The organism is Gimesia alba (genome assembly GCF_007744675.1).
In the GTDB taxonomy this organism is placed as follows: domain Bacteria; phylum Planctomycetota; class Planctomycetia; order Planctomycetales; family Planctomycetaceae; genus Gimesia; species Gimesia alba.
Window position 1 is genome coordinate 3,350,682 of the sequence record NZ_CP036269.1, and the last position, 16,315, is coordinate 3,366,996.

General features: G+C 41.1%; 10 protein-coding genes. 4 read left to right on the plus strand and 6 right to left on the minus strand.

Annotated features, from left to right (window positions below):
- Positions 1-237 precede the first annotated feature (237 nt).
- Positions 238-2,895 carry a tetratricopeptide repeat protein gene (locus tag Pan241w_RS12530; protein WP_145215946.1) on the plus strand — a complete coding sequence of 886 codons (2,658 nt, stop codon included), beginning with the start codon at positions 238-240 and terminating at the stop codon, positions 2,893-2,895.
- Here the strand turns inward: Pan241w_RS12530 and Pan241w_RS12535 are convergent.
- The 3 genes from Pan241w_RS12535 to Pan241w_RS12545 are packed head-to-tail and all read right to left on the minus strand — an operon-like array spanning position 2,892 to position 9,102.
- The gene (locus tag Pan241w_RS12535; RefSeq protein WP_145215949.1) at positions 2,892-6,722 is read right to left on the minus strand and encodes a WD40 repeat domain-containing protein; all 3,831 of its coding nucleotides are present in this window, start codon (positions 6,720-6,722) and stop codon (positions 2,892-2,894) included. The two genes, Pan241w_RS12530 and Pan241w_RS12535, sit on opposite strands and share 4 nt — an antisense overlap.
- On the minus strand, positions 6,719-8,218 hold the full coding sequence (locus Pan241w_RS12540) for a hypothetical protein (protein ID WP_145215952.1): 1,500 nt from the start codon (positions 8,216-8,218) through the stop codon (positions 6,719-6,721). Before Pan241w_RS12540 ends, Pan241w_RS12535 begins: the two co-directional genes overlap by 4 nt.
- Entirely contained in the window at positions 8,218-9,102 is an 885-nt protein-coding gene (locus Pan241w_RS12545; protein WP_145215955.1) for a zinc ribbon domain-containing protein, read from the minus strand. Before Pan241w_RS12545 ends, Pan241w_RS12540 begins: the two co-directional genes overlap by 1 nt.
- Positions 9,103-10,100: 998 nt before the next feature.
- Here Pan241w_RS12545 and Pan241w_RS12550 point away from each other — a divergent pair.
- Positions 10,101-11,258 (plus strand): site-specific integrase, encoded by a 1,158-nt coding sequence (locus Pan241w_RS12550; protein WP_145215958.1) that lies wholly within the window; start codon positions 10,101-10,103, stop codon positions 11,256-11,258.
- A 171-nt stretch (positions 11,259-11,429) separates the two neighbouring features.
- On the opposite strand, the gene Pan241w_RS12555 is transcribed toward Pan241w_RS12550, so the two are convergent.
- Positions 11,430-11,999 carry a hypothetical protein gene (locus tag Pan241w_RS12555; protein ID WP_145215961.1) on the minus strand — a complete coding sequence of 190 codons (570 nt, stop codon included), beginning with the start codon at positions 11,997-11,999 and terminating at the stop codon, positions 11,430-11,432.
- A gap of 43 nt (positions 12,000-12,042) precedes the next feature.
- Positions 12,043-13,536 carry a hypothetical protein gene (locus tag Pan241w_RS12560; RefSeq protein ID WP_145215964.1) on the minus strand — a complete coding sequence of 498 codons (1,494 nt, stop codon included), beginning with the start codon at positions 13,534-13,536 and terminating at the stop codon, positions 12,043-12,045.
- Between the two features lie 213 nt (positions 13,537-13,749).
- Here Pan241w_RS12560 and Pan241w_RS12565 point away from each other — a divergent pair, with 213 nt between their 5' ends.
- A complete protein-coding gene (locus Pan241w_RS12565) occupies positions 13,750-13,974 on the plus strand; it encodes a helix-turn-helix domain-containing protein (protein WP_145215967.1) in 225 nt (74 codons plus the stop codon).
- Positions 13,975-14,097: 123 nt separating this feature from the next.
- Positions 14,098-15,039 carry a DUF4365 domain-containing protein gene (locus tag Pan241w_RS12570; RefSeq protein WP_145215969.1) on the plus strand — a complete coding sequence of 314 codons (942 nt, stop codon included), beginning with the start codon at positions 14,098-14,100 and terminating at the stop codon, positions 15,037-15,039.
- A gap of 22 nt (positions 15,040-15,061) precedes the next feature.
- Here the strand turns inward: Pan241w_RS12570 and Pan241w_RS12575 are convergent, their stop codons facing one another.
- Positions 15,062-16,207 carry a cysteine desulfurase family protein gene (locus Pan241w_RS12575; RefSeq protein ID WP_145215972.1) on the minus strand — a complete coding sequence of 382 codons (1,146 nt, stop codon included), beginning with the start codon at positions 16,205-16,207 and terminating at the stop codon, positions 15,062-15,064.
- Between the last annotated feature and the right edge of the window lie 108 nt (positions 16,208-16,315).

Consider the following 16,315-nt stretch of genomic DNA (forward strand, 5'->3'; position numbering starts at 1 on the left):
CCATATACTGAAAAATATTTCTTGAAAAAACGAAAACAACTAGCTGCGACAATGTATTGAGAAAACAACTTTTTGAAAGATTACAAATGGTTCGTCCAATCCCGGAAAACAGAAATACTGTATAGAATCAAATATACATGTTTGAACCCACATGTGGCCATGTGTATAATGCAAGCGTATCAATGTGTTATATTTTACCTTACAAGCTATTTAGTTCTTGGATAAAAGGTATTTGAAATGACGCCTATGCAACTTCGGTCCTATCTTGTAATTATATTATTCCTTCACATTTTTGTGGGTGAGCGATCTGAGGCACAGCTTATAACAATTCAAGCGGAGTCTTTGCAGTCACTTCAGAAGTGCATTCAGGCACCGGCGCAAATTGCCCATGTTGATAATTGGTTTTTTGAGGATCAAGCATGGATCTGGGAAGACTGGTCTTCAATGCCAGGAGTGTCCAAGCAAGAAAATTGTCGGATTCTGATTGATTTGAAAGACCAGCCTCCTGAAGATTTAGCTGCTCACATTGTTCGAGTGGTTAAACTTGATAACAAACTGGCTGGTAGCAAAGAGTGGAAGATTTCCCCCCATAAAGCCCCATCACATTATCTAATTCAGACACCTAATAATCACAACCTTGTCGGCATACAACATGACGAATGGTTGTTCTGTATGCCTGCAAAGTCACTTTCTGTGAATGAATTCGAAATTTCGAATATCGCATCAGGATTTCATTCACTTCCCGCACGAAAGTCGGTACTAGTTCGACTTAATTTTAAGCGTGTTCCTGAACCTTTAATAAAAATGTGGCTGGGTAAACTTAATAATAAGCTCGGAAATATTCTAGAAGAATCCGTAGGAGTCTCACGGTGGGTTTTGACTTTAATGTTCGCGGATTTGACAAAATCAATTCGAGAATTTATTCGTGGACATGAATTTGTACAATTTGATGCTGGTCCGCTTGGAACGGATGTATTCAAGTTTGCGATTACGCTACAGCCAGATAAGAAGCATATGAATGCATACAATTGGGCTTCAAATACCAAATCATCTTTTAGCACTCTTTTTACAAACGATGATGTTGTGATAGCCTCCACATCTTTTTCCTCTGCAAAAGATGCAGGTGAGGGACAGGATGAGCTATCATTCCAAGAAATGATGAAGGAATTTGATGGCATTGGTCAGTTTTTGATGTTTGTAGCTGATCCCAAATATGCAACATTTATAAACAGGATGAATGAACGGTTTCGGACACTGCCCAAGTCAGATACAGAATTGATGTCATGTGTTATTGCAGTATCAGGAGGACCGGAAGGAGATAAGCCTGGATTTGCTTTTGGTTATCGTAATGCAAATTTGCCTGCGATTGTTGACTTCATGGAGAAAGAGTTACGCAATCTGGCGCCGAACGAATCTATTAGTAGCAAACACGACAATTCAACTGGGTTCTATTATTATTCGTCTCCATTCATGTTCGATACAGTGTTGCATCTGGCTTGGAAAGAGGATCTTATTATCGGCGGAATAGATGATTCCGGGAGATTAGCCATACAAAAGATTATTAAACAGTATGATGGTAAACTAAAAAAGACTCCTGCTGTTCAGTTGGTGTATCGTCCAATATATTTCGATATTCTTTCAGCCAATTCAAACATCAAGCGATTTAGGGAGCAATCAGATCATTACCCAACATTAAGCCTTGCAAAATCACTCTCTCGAAAAAGAGAAATGCTTAGATATGCAGTAAAAAATGGACATGATGCCAAGATTACTGTTTCTGTTAGTGGTGGAGAATATCTCAAGATCAATTTTGCATTTGGTCGTTCAGTTCTCGATTGGTGGCAAGCAGAGTTCCAGATGAAACAGCAACCACACAGTCGACCATCCCGTATCGCTACAGCACTGGATCATAAAGAGTGGTTTTCGCGCACTATAGGAAACGAATTGACGACAGACACTCTTTTGTCATTATCTGATAAACAAGAAAAGTTAATTATTGAAAGATTGATTTCTTATCTCGGGTCGCCAAGGCATTTCTATTCCGAGTATCAAGCACGAGTGTATCCTGATATTGTGTTTTTAGTTCAGTCTAGCATAAGTGGTGATAAAGACTGGAAACGAACGTTTTTTCAAGAGATATTACCATCTGCAGACTTTAAGAAATTACAACGCATAGCAATGATCTATGGGACCGAAGTTAATCATCTATTCGCACTCGATGAGATTAGAAGAGTCAGAAGTGATTTTTACAATAGCATGCGTAAGACTGATGATAATCGAGCCAAGGCTCTTTCAGAAGTACAGAACCGATTAAATAAAATCATTCGGCTAGCTCCTACTTATGCAAGTGCTTATCTTTTACGTGCTACAGTCTCGCGTGTTCAAGGAAACTCCCGTGGTGCGTATCAGGATGTTTCGTTAGCAGTTCGTCACTCTAAGAAGTATGAGAAAGCAAAGGCATTATTTGCAAAGGCTGATTTGCTTTTGGAAATGAAACACTATATGCGTGCGAAGAATACTTATCTGGAAGCCATTAAAAATCAAAACGAACATCACTCATTATTATTATCTCAAGAAGCAAATCTACTGAATTCCGTGGCATGGTTGATGTCGACTTCGTCAGATCCTGATGTACGCGATGGCAAGACTGCAATAGGGCTAGCAACTAAAGCTTGTGAACTCACAAAATGGAAGTCGTATATGTATCTTGATACGCTCGCCGCTGCTTATGCAGATCATGCAAACTTCGAAATGGCTGAGAAATGGCAGCGTGAGGCCATCAAACTGGCACCTGAAACACAATCAGACGACTTTCAAAGCAGACTTGATCTTTATAGATTAAAGAAGCCATTCAGAGAAAATTCTCAGAAAAATGCCGATGCTCGTGGAAATTAATCTATAGACATTTTCAGCTTCGAAATTAGTGCCTGTGTGTCAAACAGCCTTACGCCGTGTGTATCACTCGCAACAGCAATCACTTTTGCATTATCTTCCGAAAGACGGACGCGACAACCTCCCTGGGTGCCAGTGTTGTATGTTTTGAAAGATAAAGGTTGTGATGTTGACCAGAATAGAACATTACAGTCCCAACTGTAGCCCACCATCATAGAGTCTTCAGTTGGGGTGATTACAATTGAGTGAATGTCCTGGTAATAGCTTGTTATTTTGGATAACTGTTTAGCCGTAGTGAAAGACCAAGAGATAACGTCGCCGTTATCACCCACTGACCAGACAATGTTTTCGTCAGAATCAAAGGTAATATCATTGATACTATTTTTATACGCATTGATATCCCAAGTTAATTCTGCATTTTCACAGTCCCACTTGCTTAATCTTCCAGTGCCTGAAGCCACTAGCAGTTCATCCACATCTTGTGGACAGAGAATTCGTGATATTGGCTTGTCAGATATTTGAATTGGCCCATGTACTAGCTCGCCGGAAATATTGTATATTTTTATTTGGCCATCTTCACTGCCAACGACAACTTTTGTACCGCTTCTGTTGAATGTGCAAGAAGAAAGGCTACTGCTTCCTACCTTCGTTGACCATATTTTTTTCCCAGATGTAATGTTATAAGACGCAAGTTCACCACCATCCCTCGCTAAAATCATTGTTGGTGATACCGGAGATATTGCAATGGATCGCACAGCGAAGTCACTTAAAGCGATTGTTTTTTCAAGTTTATTACGCTGAATATTCCACACTGCAACGCCCCATTGAAAATCGATAGTTTGTAAACTTGCGATTAACAAGGTGCCATCAGAGAGTGGCACTGCGTCATAAGCTTCAATTGGAATTGAAGCTATCTCCAATGGATCTGATCCATTAAACGAAATGATACCACGATTGTCGGTCATAATCTGAATATTATCGCCATTCCTTGCCACTGACTGGGCTTTCTGCTCAATCTGAATAACAGAATGGCCTGTTTTAGTATCTCGAATTGTAATTTGATCTCCGACTGAGACAATCCGATTTCCAAATGCAATAACATCTTTAACCTCACTTCTTTCACCAGGTAGTTGGATAATCGATTTTGGTGCGTCGAGGTAAACGACGGCTAGACCTTCCCCTCGGGTCGCAGAAACTACGTATTGAGAATCTTCTGCAAAAGAGACAGCAACTATTTCACTGTTTCGTGACGGACCGCGATGCCTGGGGACAAACTCGACAATTCGCTGATCTGAAGACATGTCCCAAACAATGGACTTACTTGGAGTAGCCATGTACTCCTTCATCGCAGCTGCCAAAAAGGCACCATTGGGCGAAACAGTGAGGTCTGTAATACCAGAGCCCCCGGTGCGGAGTTTGGGCCGACATTGTTTACCGAGCGCGACGTCCCAAAATTCAATCAGGCCATCCTGATTGGCAAGAACGAGAATTTCATCGTTTGGATGCCAAGCGCATGCTGAAATATTATTGAGTGTGGATGACCATGAGTTGATTTGCGTAGCCTCTTCTAAATCCCATACTGAAACGTGACCTGACTTTGTGACTAAAGAAATCAGCTCTCTTTTGCCAAAACTAAAGGCGAATGCAGAGATCTGTTTCTTACTCACAGAAAAGGGTATTTTGGCCCGTGCGAGACTCTTGGGAGAGTAGATATCTAGAAGACCAGAGCTGTCAGAAGCAAGAGCCAAAGTACCTTGAGAATTCATTCCCATCACATTGATGTTCTTTGGTGCTTTAAGAAGTGGAACATCTTGAAGGAGTAAATGTCCAATATCATTGATGGTTGCGAACTTCCCTGCTGGTGAGCTAAATTCCACTGCGTGGTATGGGCCGGCTTGAGTGATTAAACGATCTAAAATATTTCCTTGATGTATTTCACGAAAAACAAATGCCGACTTCTCTAGACAGATTATGTAACCAGATCTGTGATTGAACCATGCGTTTGTGCAATCATTTATTCTCAAGCGTGAATTGATTTTCCCAGTAACGCATGATACCTGTAAAAGTTCTTTATCCGTTACTGCGATTACAGTGCTTGAATTGAGAAATCCAAGCGAATGCACATTGGGAATTTCTGCTATTGATTGGGATGAATCGAGGTTTGTGAGAGAAGTGTATGCTATTTCTCCATCGATGGATACACATGCAATCCCCTGGCCGTTACTCGAGAATGTAATTTCTTTGATAGATCCAAGAACAGTTGGCATTGAGCTAATCAATTGGAATTCACCTTGAGAGGATACATCCCAGATATCCACACTGCCATTTTCTCTACCAATAGCCAGTTTATCGCCCTTAGCAGTAAACTGGATGGCTGTTATGGCAGATTCTGTTGAGTCTAATCGCGTAGTTAACTCGCAATGAGAATTCCATACTGTGAGATGCCCCTCTCTGTCACCAACAACTAAAAAATCTTGTTTTGGAGAGAATTGAACAACAGTCACTCCTGGAGCGAAAGTGTTTTTTGAGAAAATATTGCCCGTTTTTGTATTTATGATTTTGAGTTTACCATCAATCGCTGAATGGCCCATGCCAATTGCAATCACTCCCTTAGACGAAATTGATAATGCTACACTTGATTGAGGTAGAGTACTATGGGGCATAAGATTATGTAGAATATGATTCAGCCAATGCCATTCCCAGTTGCGGTGCTGTGGGCTGCACAGAGATAAGTCGCGACGGGCTCTATCCAATTGACCATCTAAGTACAGATTGTATGCCCTTTCAAACAGTGAGAAGTACTCTAGTTGCTGCACAACGGAATCGGCACTTTCCAAACGTTGTGTGATTAGTTTCTCACGTTCGCGAGGCGTCAAACAAGGGACTGTGGGAACGAAGATAAAGTCAGCAGTGGAGATGCCTCCATCCCTCTCTTTTAAACGGCCACTTACAGGACTCTGTCCACCAATCGCCCATACCTGTCGTTTGACGCGGCGTTTAACCCTGATTGCCAATTCTTCAAAAGTAAAGCGTTTATCCGGGAAATCCGAATTACAGCAATCTTGCATTTCCTCAAGCAGGGCGGATATTAAGACTGAATGATTTTTAATTCCCAAGTCTGGAACAGGGGTGTTCATACCTGATGTTAATCCCCAAAATGCTTTGTTGTTCGTTGGGGTATTTGTTTGAACCATCTCGATCGTTGGACCAGTTTCTTCAAATAGAGCGCCGGAATAGCAACACGATAAAATAATAGCGCGTTGATTGCAGGGAATGCGTTGAAGTTGATTGCGGACCTCACGAACAGAGATACCATTGTCCCTGATACCATTTTTCGTTGAATTGACAAAAGCTAGATATGTAGTGGGTTCATCAGCATTTCGATTACTCAAGTCTGTATCAACTACTTCTCCGTGTCCCGCAAAAAAGAAAATCAGAGAATCATTTTTATTCAGTTTTGGATAAAAAGCGGATAACCAGTTATCAAATGCAGTATCGATTTGATTCTTGTTTGCGTCAGAATTTGTCCGAAAAAATATGTGCTTTTCCTGATAACCAAAATTAGCAACAAGAATGTCGTGAAAAGCCAGTGCATCGCTTGTGGCAAGACCTAAATCAACAAATTTATTATCCTGGTAGTCATCGATCCCAAAGATAATCGCCAGATTTCGGCCTTGCTTAGGGCGCTCACTGACATCAGCTCTATGATTCAATACCTTTTCCAGGTTATCCAGGTTATCCTGGTTGTCTTTAAACAGAATATTCCACACAATAAAAATCGAAAGGCCAATGGCCAACAATGCAGCAAAAGCCTGGTATTTCCAGTTCATCTCAAGGCACTCCGTTTGCTGACCAGGTTTTGGTACAACTCCTCCAGCAGACTTTCTTTGGGATTCGCTTCCAGAAGTTCCTCAAGTAGCTTCTCGGCATCTGCAAGCATTCCGAACTGACTATATAAAGCAACTTTAAGTATGCGACTTGAACCAAGACTTTGTTCCATTTCGGTAAGCTTCTCTACTGATTTAGCATCAAGCAGAAAAAATCCTCCTGCTGGCGCATTCCAGGGGGGGGAAACTAATTCTCCCGATTTTGTCACTGCTATAACTCGCCACAGATACGTAGTACCTCGTTTCAATTCCGCATTCGGAGTCCATGTTGTAGAATATGTCTCACCACCTAGATTTAAGTCTAAGTCGCTACCCGATGCAAAAAGTTCGACACGATATGACATAGCTCCCGGTATGCGCTTCCAGGAGAATTCCGGTTGCGGGTTGATAATGGCCGTCGCCAACGGATATAGCAAGACACCTCGTTCTGATGTTCCCCGCAACTTCAGTGGAGAAAGAACTGAAGCAATCTCAATGTTTTTGGTACGCAGTATAGATTTTGCTTTTTCTCGTACTTGACTTGGTCCCTCAGGCAAATTTTTAACACGGCCATCTCGATATACTAAAATCCGTTCCTGGCCTTTGTCCGTATCAGCAAAAGTACTTTCGGGAATATAGAAGTAGAACAACCAACCAAGAAAGCTTATCAACAGAGTTAAACTAAGAAGTAGTGAAACTGATTTTTTAGATGTAAATTGTTTATATCTGGCTCGCTTGTGAGATGGATGAATATTTGGCTCATGAAGGTAGATTGCGACTTCATTCCAGATATCTTTAAATGATGGTATCGATTTAGAAATCGATGGTTCTAACATAACTTGTTTATCAAACGGGGCTACGGTTCCAGTTTTTTTTACTTCGTAAACCATACGTCGAAAAAGTCCATGCCGCACATATAGCCCACAAATCCATTTCCGCTTGTCTTTTGAAGTAAATCGGTTTGAAGCCATCTCATTCCATGCATTACAAACTACTTTGATTATTGGTTGCATTTGGATCAGGCGTTGGAGGAAATTTGATACCGCTACACAAGATATCTCAGAAACCATTGCCAGTGTTTCCTGGCGTACCGAGCTTATTGGGAGTGGAGATGCAAATAAGACATTTTCTATGCTTTCTACGATTTCAGGATAGACTAAGAGTTCTTCTAATTCCAATGCCACAAGGCGTTGTGTGTTCTTTGTGAGTTTATCGTCAAGCAATAACAGTACTAAATCGAATGCTTCAATCGAATCAACGGCATCTTCCAATCTGTCCCTTACATGTTCTATAGTTGTGTTGGGCAACTCTTGTACGTCCGATGTTTGGCGGAACAACACAGCGACTTCTTCTGCACTCGTTGAGTGCAATTTGTCTAAGTCGTCGTATAATAACAAGTGCCAATCCTGGTCCTCCACAATCACTGCAAGAGAGAGCCTGGCTGATAGATACGCATGCATCAGCTGATCTCCCAGTCAACACCAGCTTCGTTACAAAGGTCTTTAACAGATTGCTCCCCGGCTGTACCGCGAAGTTCCCTCTTTCTTTTTCGAGAAAGCCTCTCTTCTGGTTTTTGTGTTATAATAACGCGTTCAAAAGTGTGAATTGTCATTTCACCGAAGACCTGAACTTCGATGAAGTCATCATCCAGCCTCGTCTCACCGCTCCGCAAGATCAATGTTGCGATATCTTCCACTGTTGTGCTGACTGTAATCTTATCTGCTAATTTTACAGTGCCTAGTTTCGAACGATTAGCCCAAGTACTTCTCATTCCAGGTGGAATAGGAGGTCCATTTCTAAAGAAATAAAAAGCCGAATTTTCCATGAATACCGAAGATCGATGTTCAATCATATGGTCTCTCAAAATGATCCTACATTCTCCATAATGTGATAAACTTGTTCTGTTGGTGGATAGGCATGCATAGTGAAGCTGGTCAATATTTTTGTGGCTTCCCATGAACTCAATCTCAACTTGCGGTCTCAGTTTGTTCCAGTCAGGGCCATCAATGCTTGGCGGACCTAGAAACTGAAGACTCATTAAGTCGTAATAATTGGCAAATGTTCCAGGTTTTTGGGCTATGGCAATCAGCTTTGATATAGGGCATGCAAGGATAGATTTGCTTGTATTCAGTTGATCTTCTAGTAAATCAATAGCTTGTGAACAGCCTCGTTGAATTGCTCTCTCTTTCGCTTTTAGATAAGCGTTTTCCAATGCTTCCTGTTCATGAGGAAAGTTTGCCGTACGAATATTGGGGCAAATAAGCTGAATGCCACAGTGCGGGCAGAATGTATATTCGAGGGGTATCTGTTCATTGCAGTGACCACAAGTATCTTGCTCACTCATATATTTCTTCCTAAGAGTGGAATGTTCTTCACAAATGGCTCAAAATTGGTCCACCTCAACACCTGGTCCATCGGTTCCATTACACTTAGGCGATGAGTGAAGTTTATTTCTCACTAGAGCCCAATTACTCATCAATAACAATTATTACTGGTACTACCTATTTCAGTAGAATAGGGGCTCGTTACTAAGTCAGTAATATACTCAAAATCACGAAATGATTTAGGCAGGATGCAGGGCCTAAAAAACACTGGTGTATATACGATTATCTGTGATTGCAATAAGATAGTCAACAAAATGGTGCCCAAACGCTCTTGAGAAATTTATCTTAGTGCGACGCAAAATAATCTTCGATGTGTTCCCTGAATGACCCTGTTCTGTTGAAACTGACGAGAACGGAATAATTTAAATAGTTTGTTCCATTTTGTATTTTGTTAGATTTCAATCAGAGATTAAGGGAATCAGCACAGAATGGTTCTTTCTCCCCGGGGTTATAACAATTTTACTTTAGAGCCCTTCCGATTTGATTGTGCGCACAATTCAATAGAGAAATTAAATAGTTCTCAGCAATTTTCATACAAAATGAAACTGAATACCCAAGGTATAGGGATAGGGCTAGGTCATTCAAACGCAATCTCGCCCTGAGCGATAAAATTCTATTAGACTGTTTCTTGGCTTATTGTGCGATTGGTGCTGGAGCAGTACAGCTCTCAAAAATTGCTGGTAAGTTGCGTTTTGCAAGGATTGTTCCGAAAAACTTTTATAGTTCATCATCTTTAGTTTCATAATTAAATCAGCCTACTAATTCGAATAAAAGATATTTGCCTTATAGCAGCTAAAGCCATTCTGATCGAACATGTTGGGCATTGAAAAAACGTCTCCAGGAAAGAGACAAAAAGTATTCTGCTCGGTCGGGGCATAGGACTTTTTGTCCAATTTGGTGGGACGTTTTTCTGACAATGCAGTTGATTCCTTAAAAACTGTCATTGTTCCCTACCTCAATGAAACGCGATCCATACAATCACAAAGAACGCTGGGAAAGCTGGAAGACAAAAGCCTGTCAAAATGAAATTAGTGGTGTCAGCTCTACAAATTCCAAAATCATATTACAGTATCTGCTTGACATGGAGATGGGGTTAAACGTTTCTTCGGTTAGTTCAAAAGGCCCGCGATCTCCCATTAGATTGAATACTCTTCGGGAGAAATTAATTTTCCTTGTCAAGCATTTTGAAGAGCGATTTGAACTGTATGATCTAACACAGTTGTCTGAAGAGCAGCTATTGTGTTTGTTTGCTGATCTTAATAGCGGATCGATTTTGAACAAATCTGGTAAGAAATACCTCTCGATTGTTACCTACTCTAAGATCATCAAAGCCTTTTGGCATTGGCATCAGAAGAGAAGTAAAAAACAAGGAATTATCGTTCCCGACGTGACAGCGGATCTCGATTCATTTTATGAAAAGCCAAAATGGGTCTATCTAAATGAGCAACAAGTATGGAAAGTGATTAACTCGGCGAGGTACGATTATCGAGCATTATTTTCATTCCAGGTTGATTCTGGAATCAGATCGCCGACTGAGTTAATCAATGTCAAAGTTTCTGATTTATACAAACAGTGCAAGGAAGTTGAGATCAGACATGAGGCAGCCAAGAAAGGTTCATTTGGCAGACGAATCAAATTGATGCTGTCTTCGGAGTTGCTCCAGGAGCATATCCAGAGAAATCAGTTAGAATCAAATGATTATCTTTTTGACATCCGACCTCAGTCCGTCAATAAATATCTAAAGAGGTTGACGGTAAAGTTGTTTGGTGATGAAGTAAGTGAAGCAGGAAAGAAATTCAGTGAAATCAGCATGTATGATTTGAGGCATATTGCCTGCTGTTATTGGCTTCCTCGGTATAAATCTGAGAGCGCTTTAAAATATCGATTCGGTTGGAAGAAGTCAGACAAGATTCATTACTACTCAGAGTTTCTGGGAATGAGAGACACGATAGCCGAAGAGGATCTACTCGTTGATGTCACCAAAACTGAATTGGAACAGCGAATGATTAAGCTTGAACGAGAAAGTCAATTGCTGAAAGAAAAGCTGGAAAATGTGGAGAAGAGTTTATCGATCATTGACAAGTTGACGATTGAACTCGAAAAACAAGTGGCATGACTTTTTTCTTTGGCCTCCCTCCGTTAGCTTGATCCATTTGTTAAGGGAGTTTCCAATAAAATAAGACAGCAAAACTCTGCTCCCACATACCCTTGGAGTACGGTGTCCTGCTTGTCAAAGGGAGGCTAAGAACCTTCATTTCAACTGGATCAATTTTTGAAAAACAGAAGGTCAGGGACTGGAATCTCCAAGCAAAAAAGTTGCTTTCTTAGTATCCCAATGCCCTCCATTATAATAAAATACAAATGAGTAGGTCCCTGCCCCGTATTTTTTAACCACTGCATTTAGATCCCATTTCCAGTCAAAAGCTTTCCACTCTTCTTTGAAAAATCCGCTGTATTTGTAGACTATATTTCCCTGTGGGGAATAGACTTTAATTTCATAACTCTTTCCGATAATTCCTTTCACCGGAAGATACATTCCAATCATAAATGGATTTGAACTTATATATCTGGACTTATTGAGCCCCACATATTCTGTGATGCCGCATATTCCGTCGTTATTAAAATCTTTGCGGTAGTTGCATAAAAATGTTTGGGGGATCAAATCTGGATTTTGAGGTCTTTGTCGATTAATCTTTTCCATTTCCTGACGTTTCAAATGTTCGCCAAGTCGCATCATATCTTTTGACATGTTTTGTATCATGTACCATTTCTGGAATTCGGTTAGTTCACCGGCGGAAGTAGAGATCGGGGCAAACAAACTGATTAAAAGCAGAAGGATAAGAACATAAGGTCTCATGATTTATCTCCTCATTTAAACCTGTGAATGGTTGTGTAAGGTCTTAGTTCTTTTTCGGAGCGGGAGCTGGTGCCCGTTTAGGAGACGGAGCAGGGGCTGGCGCACTCTTAGGCTCCTTCTTTGGAGCAGGAACAGGAGCTTTTTTAGAAGATGAATCTTTCTTTGGAGCTGGAGCCTTCTTGGGCGGATCTGGAGCAAACGGATTCTTCGAACCAGTCTTTCTTTTCCTCATTCTTGCTCTTTCATCCTGAATCCATTTCAAATCTGCTACAACTTTTTCTGTCCATCCACTACTTGAGAAACTTGATTTGAACCAGGCATGCCGAGAGAGTTCAGTCTCCAAGTTTTTACCAGTCCCAAAGATATTGATGCTTTTTTCATTTGAAAACTGATCCAAAGGAATTGTCAGCATAATGACAATAGAGCCATCTGAAACAACCTTCAAATCATAATATCCTATATCAAGTACTCCAGTTTGCTTTGGTTCCATTCCAGAGGTTATACAGGCAGGTCCGAAGTCAACAAAAGTAGGTTCATCCTTCTCATAGTCTACCTGGCTGTAAAATTTGAAAGGAACAGGAGATTCAAATGTAGGAGTTTTAATTGATTGAATCCAGTAAAATCGATCCTTTGGAACGTTTCCAGCAAAGAAGAATCCATTCTTATCAACTTTTGCTTCAATCTCTCCATCAGGTTTTGGTTTTTCTCCGGATTCGACTTTGTCTTTATATCCAATGACTGCAGTTAGTGGTCCCTCATAAACCTCATTCTTTTCTTTGAAGTTATCAAATTTAATACGGACTTTTCCAATGATTAACCCCTTGTCATCTTTTGGCTCTGGAGGCTGAACGACTTCCTTCCAGAAGAATGTTGTCACATTCACAGAATGCTTTCCATCAGCGCCTTTGCTCGGAAAAATTGTGTTATCAATAAGTAGGTAATACTGATCGTTATCTTTTGGAGTCCAGTCGAGTGTTCCCTTTTGTTTATTCAGAACATAACTAGAGCTTGAGACTTTTCCATCTCCTGTATCAAGTAGCTTTTTATAAGCTTCTAAATCCTCTTCTGAGAACACGAAGAAATCGAGTTGTGAGTGGTCACAATCAAATTGAAATTCAATTGACTGACCTTTGGGAATTGAGTACCAAACGTATTGTTTGGGATTTAATCTCTTTGCAATTGCTGGAGAGGCTTCTGATTTGCCCTTTGGCCTCTTAAGAATATTAGCACTATCAATCCAGCCTTCTTTAAGTCTGAATCCGTTGGTAGGGTCAGGGTATCTAATCCAAACCCATTTTCCATTGATGTCTCCAGCTTCAAGCTTCGTGCCCGCAGGGACGTTGGCAGTCGTATCTGTTTTTACTTTCAGTGGAGTACTCCGAATTACATAAATGGGGTCTCCAGGCAAAATCACCTCAGCAGTTGCGTTTTGATTTTCAATGAGGAGAAAAGCCAGCAAGACGAGAATCCAAGTGAGACCTGGTCGGTTAAACGAGCTTTTACAAGACAGGCATGGGGGCATTTTTGAGTAGTTCATGATAGACCTTTCCGTTGAAATCTGGGGTTAACAAATTGGTCCAAACGAAATCCTTCTCAGAAAGGACAAGTGCATACAAAACAAGGGGTTAAGTAGATGACTTATGAGCACTTCTTGTAGGTGTTCGGTCGTAAATAATCACCAATATGTAGACCATCGTCTGTATAGATATAGTCTGTAGATAAATCGAGTGCAAGTGCCAAAATTGGCACCATGAAAGAAATTGAAAAATTATTTGGACTCGTTGTTCGACGACGGCGAAAAGAAATGGGGCTCTCACAGGAAGCATTTGCCGATTGTGCTGGAATCCATCGCACCTATATGAGCTCAATTGAACTTGGAAAAGTTCAAGTCAGCATTAATATTGCTCAAAAACTGGCCGACACGCTTAAGACACCGTTAAGCGTAATTTGGGTAGAAATAGAGCAGCAACCGTAGACTAAAAACTAGCTCTGATCCCTGCTCTACCTGGCTGGACAGGCGGTGTTCATGCCATATTTCAGATCTGACTCCCCATGCTTTTGAGAGTACGTACGGCAGAGCCAAAAGGAAAAGAGCCAAATGGAGAAAGACAATAAATGTCGCCCGAGATCCCATGAAATTGATACTGCAGCACGAAGAAAGGTTCCTACTGCTCTTCCTGATGCCTGGGAACATCGTGAAAGTACTGGGCGAGATTATGGAATCGACATGACAATCGAAATCTTCAAAGAAGGTTGCTCCACAGGAAATCAGCTTGAGCTACAAATAAAAGGGACTGAAAAGCTAATTGATGACAAAGAAGATGTCTATGATTTTGACATGCCAGTTAAAAGTTTGCGGTATATCGAAAACCATCATTATCCTGTTCTATTGGTGATCTGTCCTGTTAACCGCCCCACACCTATGTTTTACTATGTTTGGCTGCAAGATTATATTCAGGTCGTTTTGGAAAAGGAAAATCCTGAATGGAGACTCAACAGGAGCACCGTTCGTATTAAAGTTCCCATTCAAAACAGTATGCCAGGAAATGAAAAGCATCTCAGCTATATTGCCAATCATCTCCGACGTGTTTCTGATTGGAAACGGCTTGGAGCGATTCTCCACGAGTTCAAGCAAGTATTCTGGAGTAATGATGTTGGGGATTGGTCAAAAGCTGAGATTGCCGAAGCCAAAAGGCTATTAGAAAAGGCACTAGAACTAGATGCAATTTTTGGCGATCCCCCTTATGCCCCGGGGCAATTACAGAAAATAATCACAATTGATCCAGCCATCAAAGCTGCAGAATTACTATTAAGGGGCGGGCCTTTTACAGTTGAAGAAGTTCGGTCGGTAGGTACGGAACTCACTGATGATGCTTTGCGTTTGATGAACGACGAAACAGTTGAATTAGACATTGCTGAGATGTCGATCAAATTTGTACTTTCCCATACAGAAAATCGTTTGTCTTCTGCTCTCTCGACAGCAAATGACAATTCCCTTAAGTATCTAGTCTGGAAACAAAGGGGTGAACACGATTTCTAGTTTTTGAAATTAGTGTTCTCAGTTAGCCCCGAAGTTCTCGCACGGCATCTCTTACTTTATCAGCAACGAATTCGACTTCATCCATTGTGTTAAACCGGCCTAAACCAAATCGGATTGCTGATTCCAATCGCGCATGTCCGACATTCATTGCCTTGAGAACATGGCTCGGTTCAGGGTTTGCCGATGTACATGCTGAGCCGGCACTGACAGCTACTATGTCGCGTAACTTGATGATAAATGCTTCACTGGGAATTCCTATAAAACTGACATTTAAGTTGTTGTAAAGTCGTTCTGTAGGATGACCATTGAGAATGACATTCGGTATCTCAGTCTGAAATCGTTGCCAAAGCCGATCACGCATAGCCCCAATCTTTTGAGCGTCTGTCTGCATTAGATCCTGGCTTAGTTCACATGCTTTTCCAAAACCTGCTACGAGAGGTACCGGAACAGTGCCACTGCGTAAGCCACGTTCGTGACCACCTCCGTAGATTAAAGGCCGAATTTGTCTCCTAATTTCTTCGTTTCGAACATATAAAGCTCCAATCCCTTGAGGACCGTAAAGCTTATGGGCCGAAAAACTCATCAAGTCAATGGGTAGATTAGAAACATCTAAGGGAATCTTTCCTACAGCTTGTGTGGCATCTGTGTGAAACAGGATCTTTCGTTCACGACAAAAAGCCCCAATCTCTTTGATTGGATTGATGGAACCGACCTCGTTATTAGCGTAGATAACAGAAATGAGTTTTGTAGATGGAGAAATCGCTTTCTCGATACCCTCTAAATCTGTTTGCCCATGTTGGTCAACTGGCACCAGTGTGGCCGCGATTCCTGATTCAGCAATCACAGCAGATGGGTCGAGGATTGCTTTATGCTCTGTCGTTGTAACAATGAGATGATCGTTGTTTTCTTGATGCAAGAGTCCAAAAAGGACAGTATTGCTAGATTCCGTAGAGCCGCTTGTGAATGTGATTTTATCAGAATGTGCCCCAATGATGCTTGCTACTTTTGCACGCGATTCTTCCAGTTCAGACTGAGCTTTTCTTCCATACTCATGTGTTTTACTGGATGAGTTTCCTGGTTGATCATGCCACCAGGGGTGCATCGATTCGATTACTCGAGGATCTACAGGAGTAGTAGAATGGCAGTCCATATAAACTGTTAACGTCATCTCAATGCAATTCGAAATTGAACATGATGGTATATCATAAAATTTATTTAGATGCCTATAATTTATGAGAAAATACTAACTAATTTAGAGCTCTAAGAGAGATAGCAT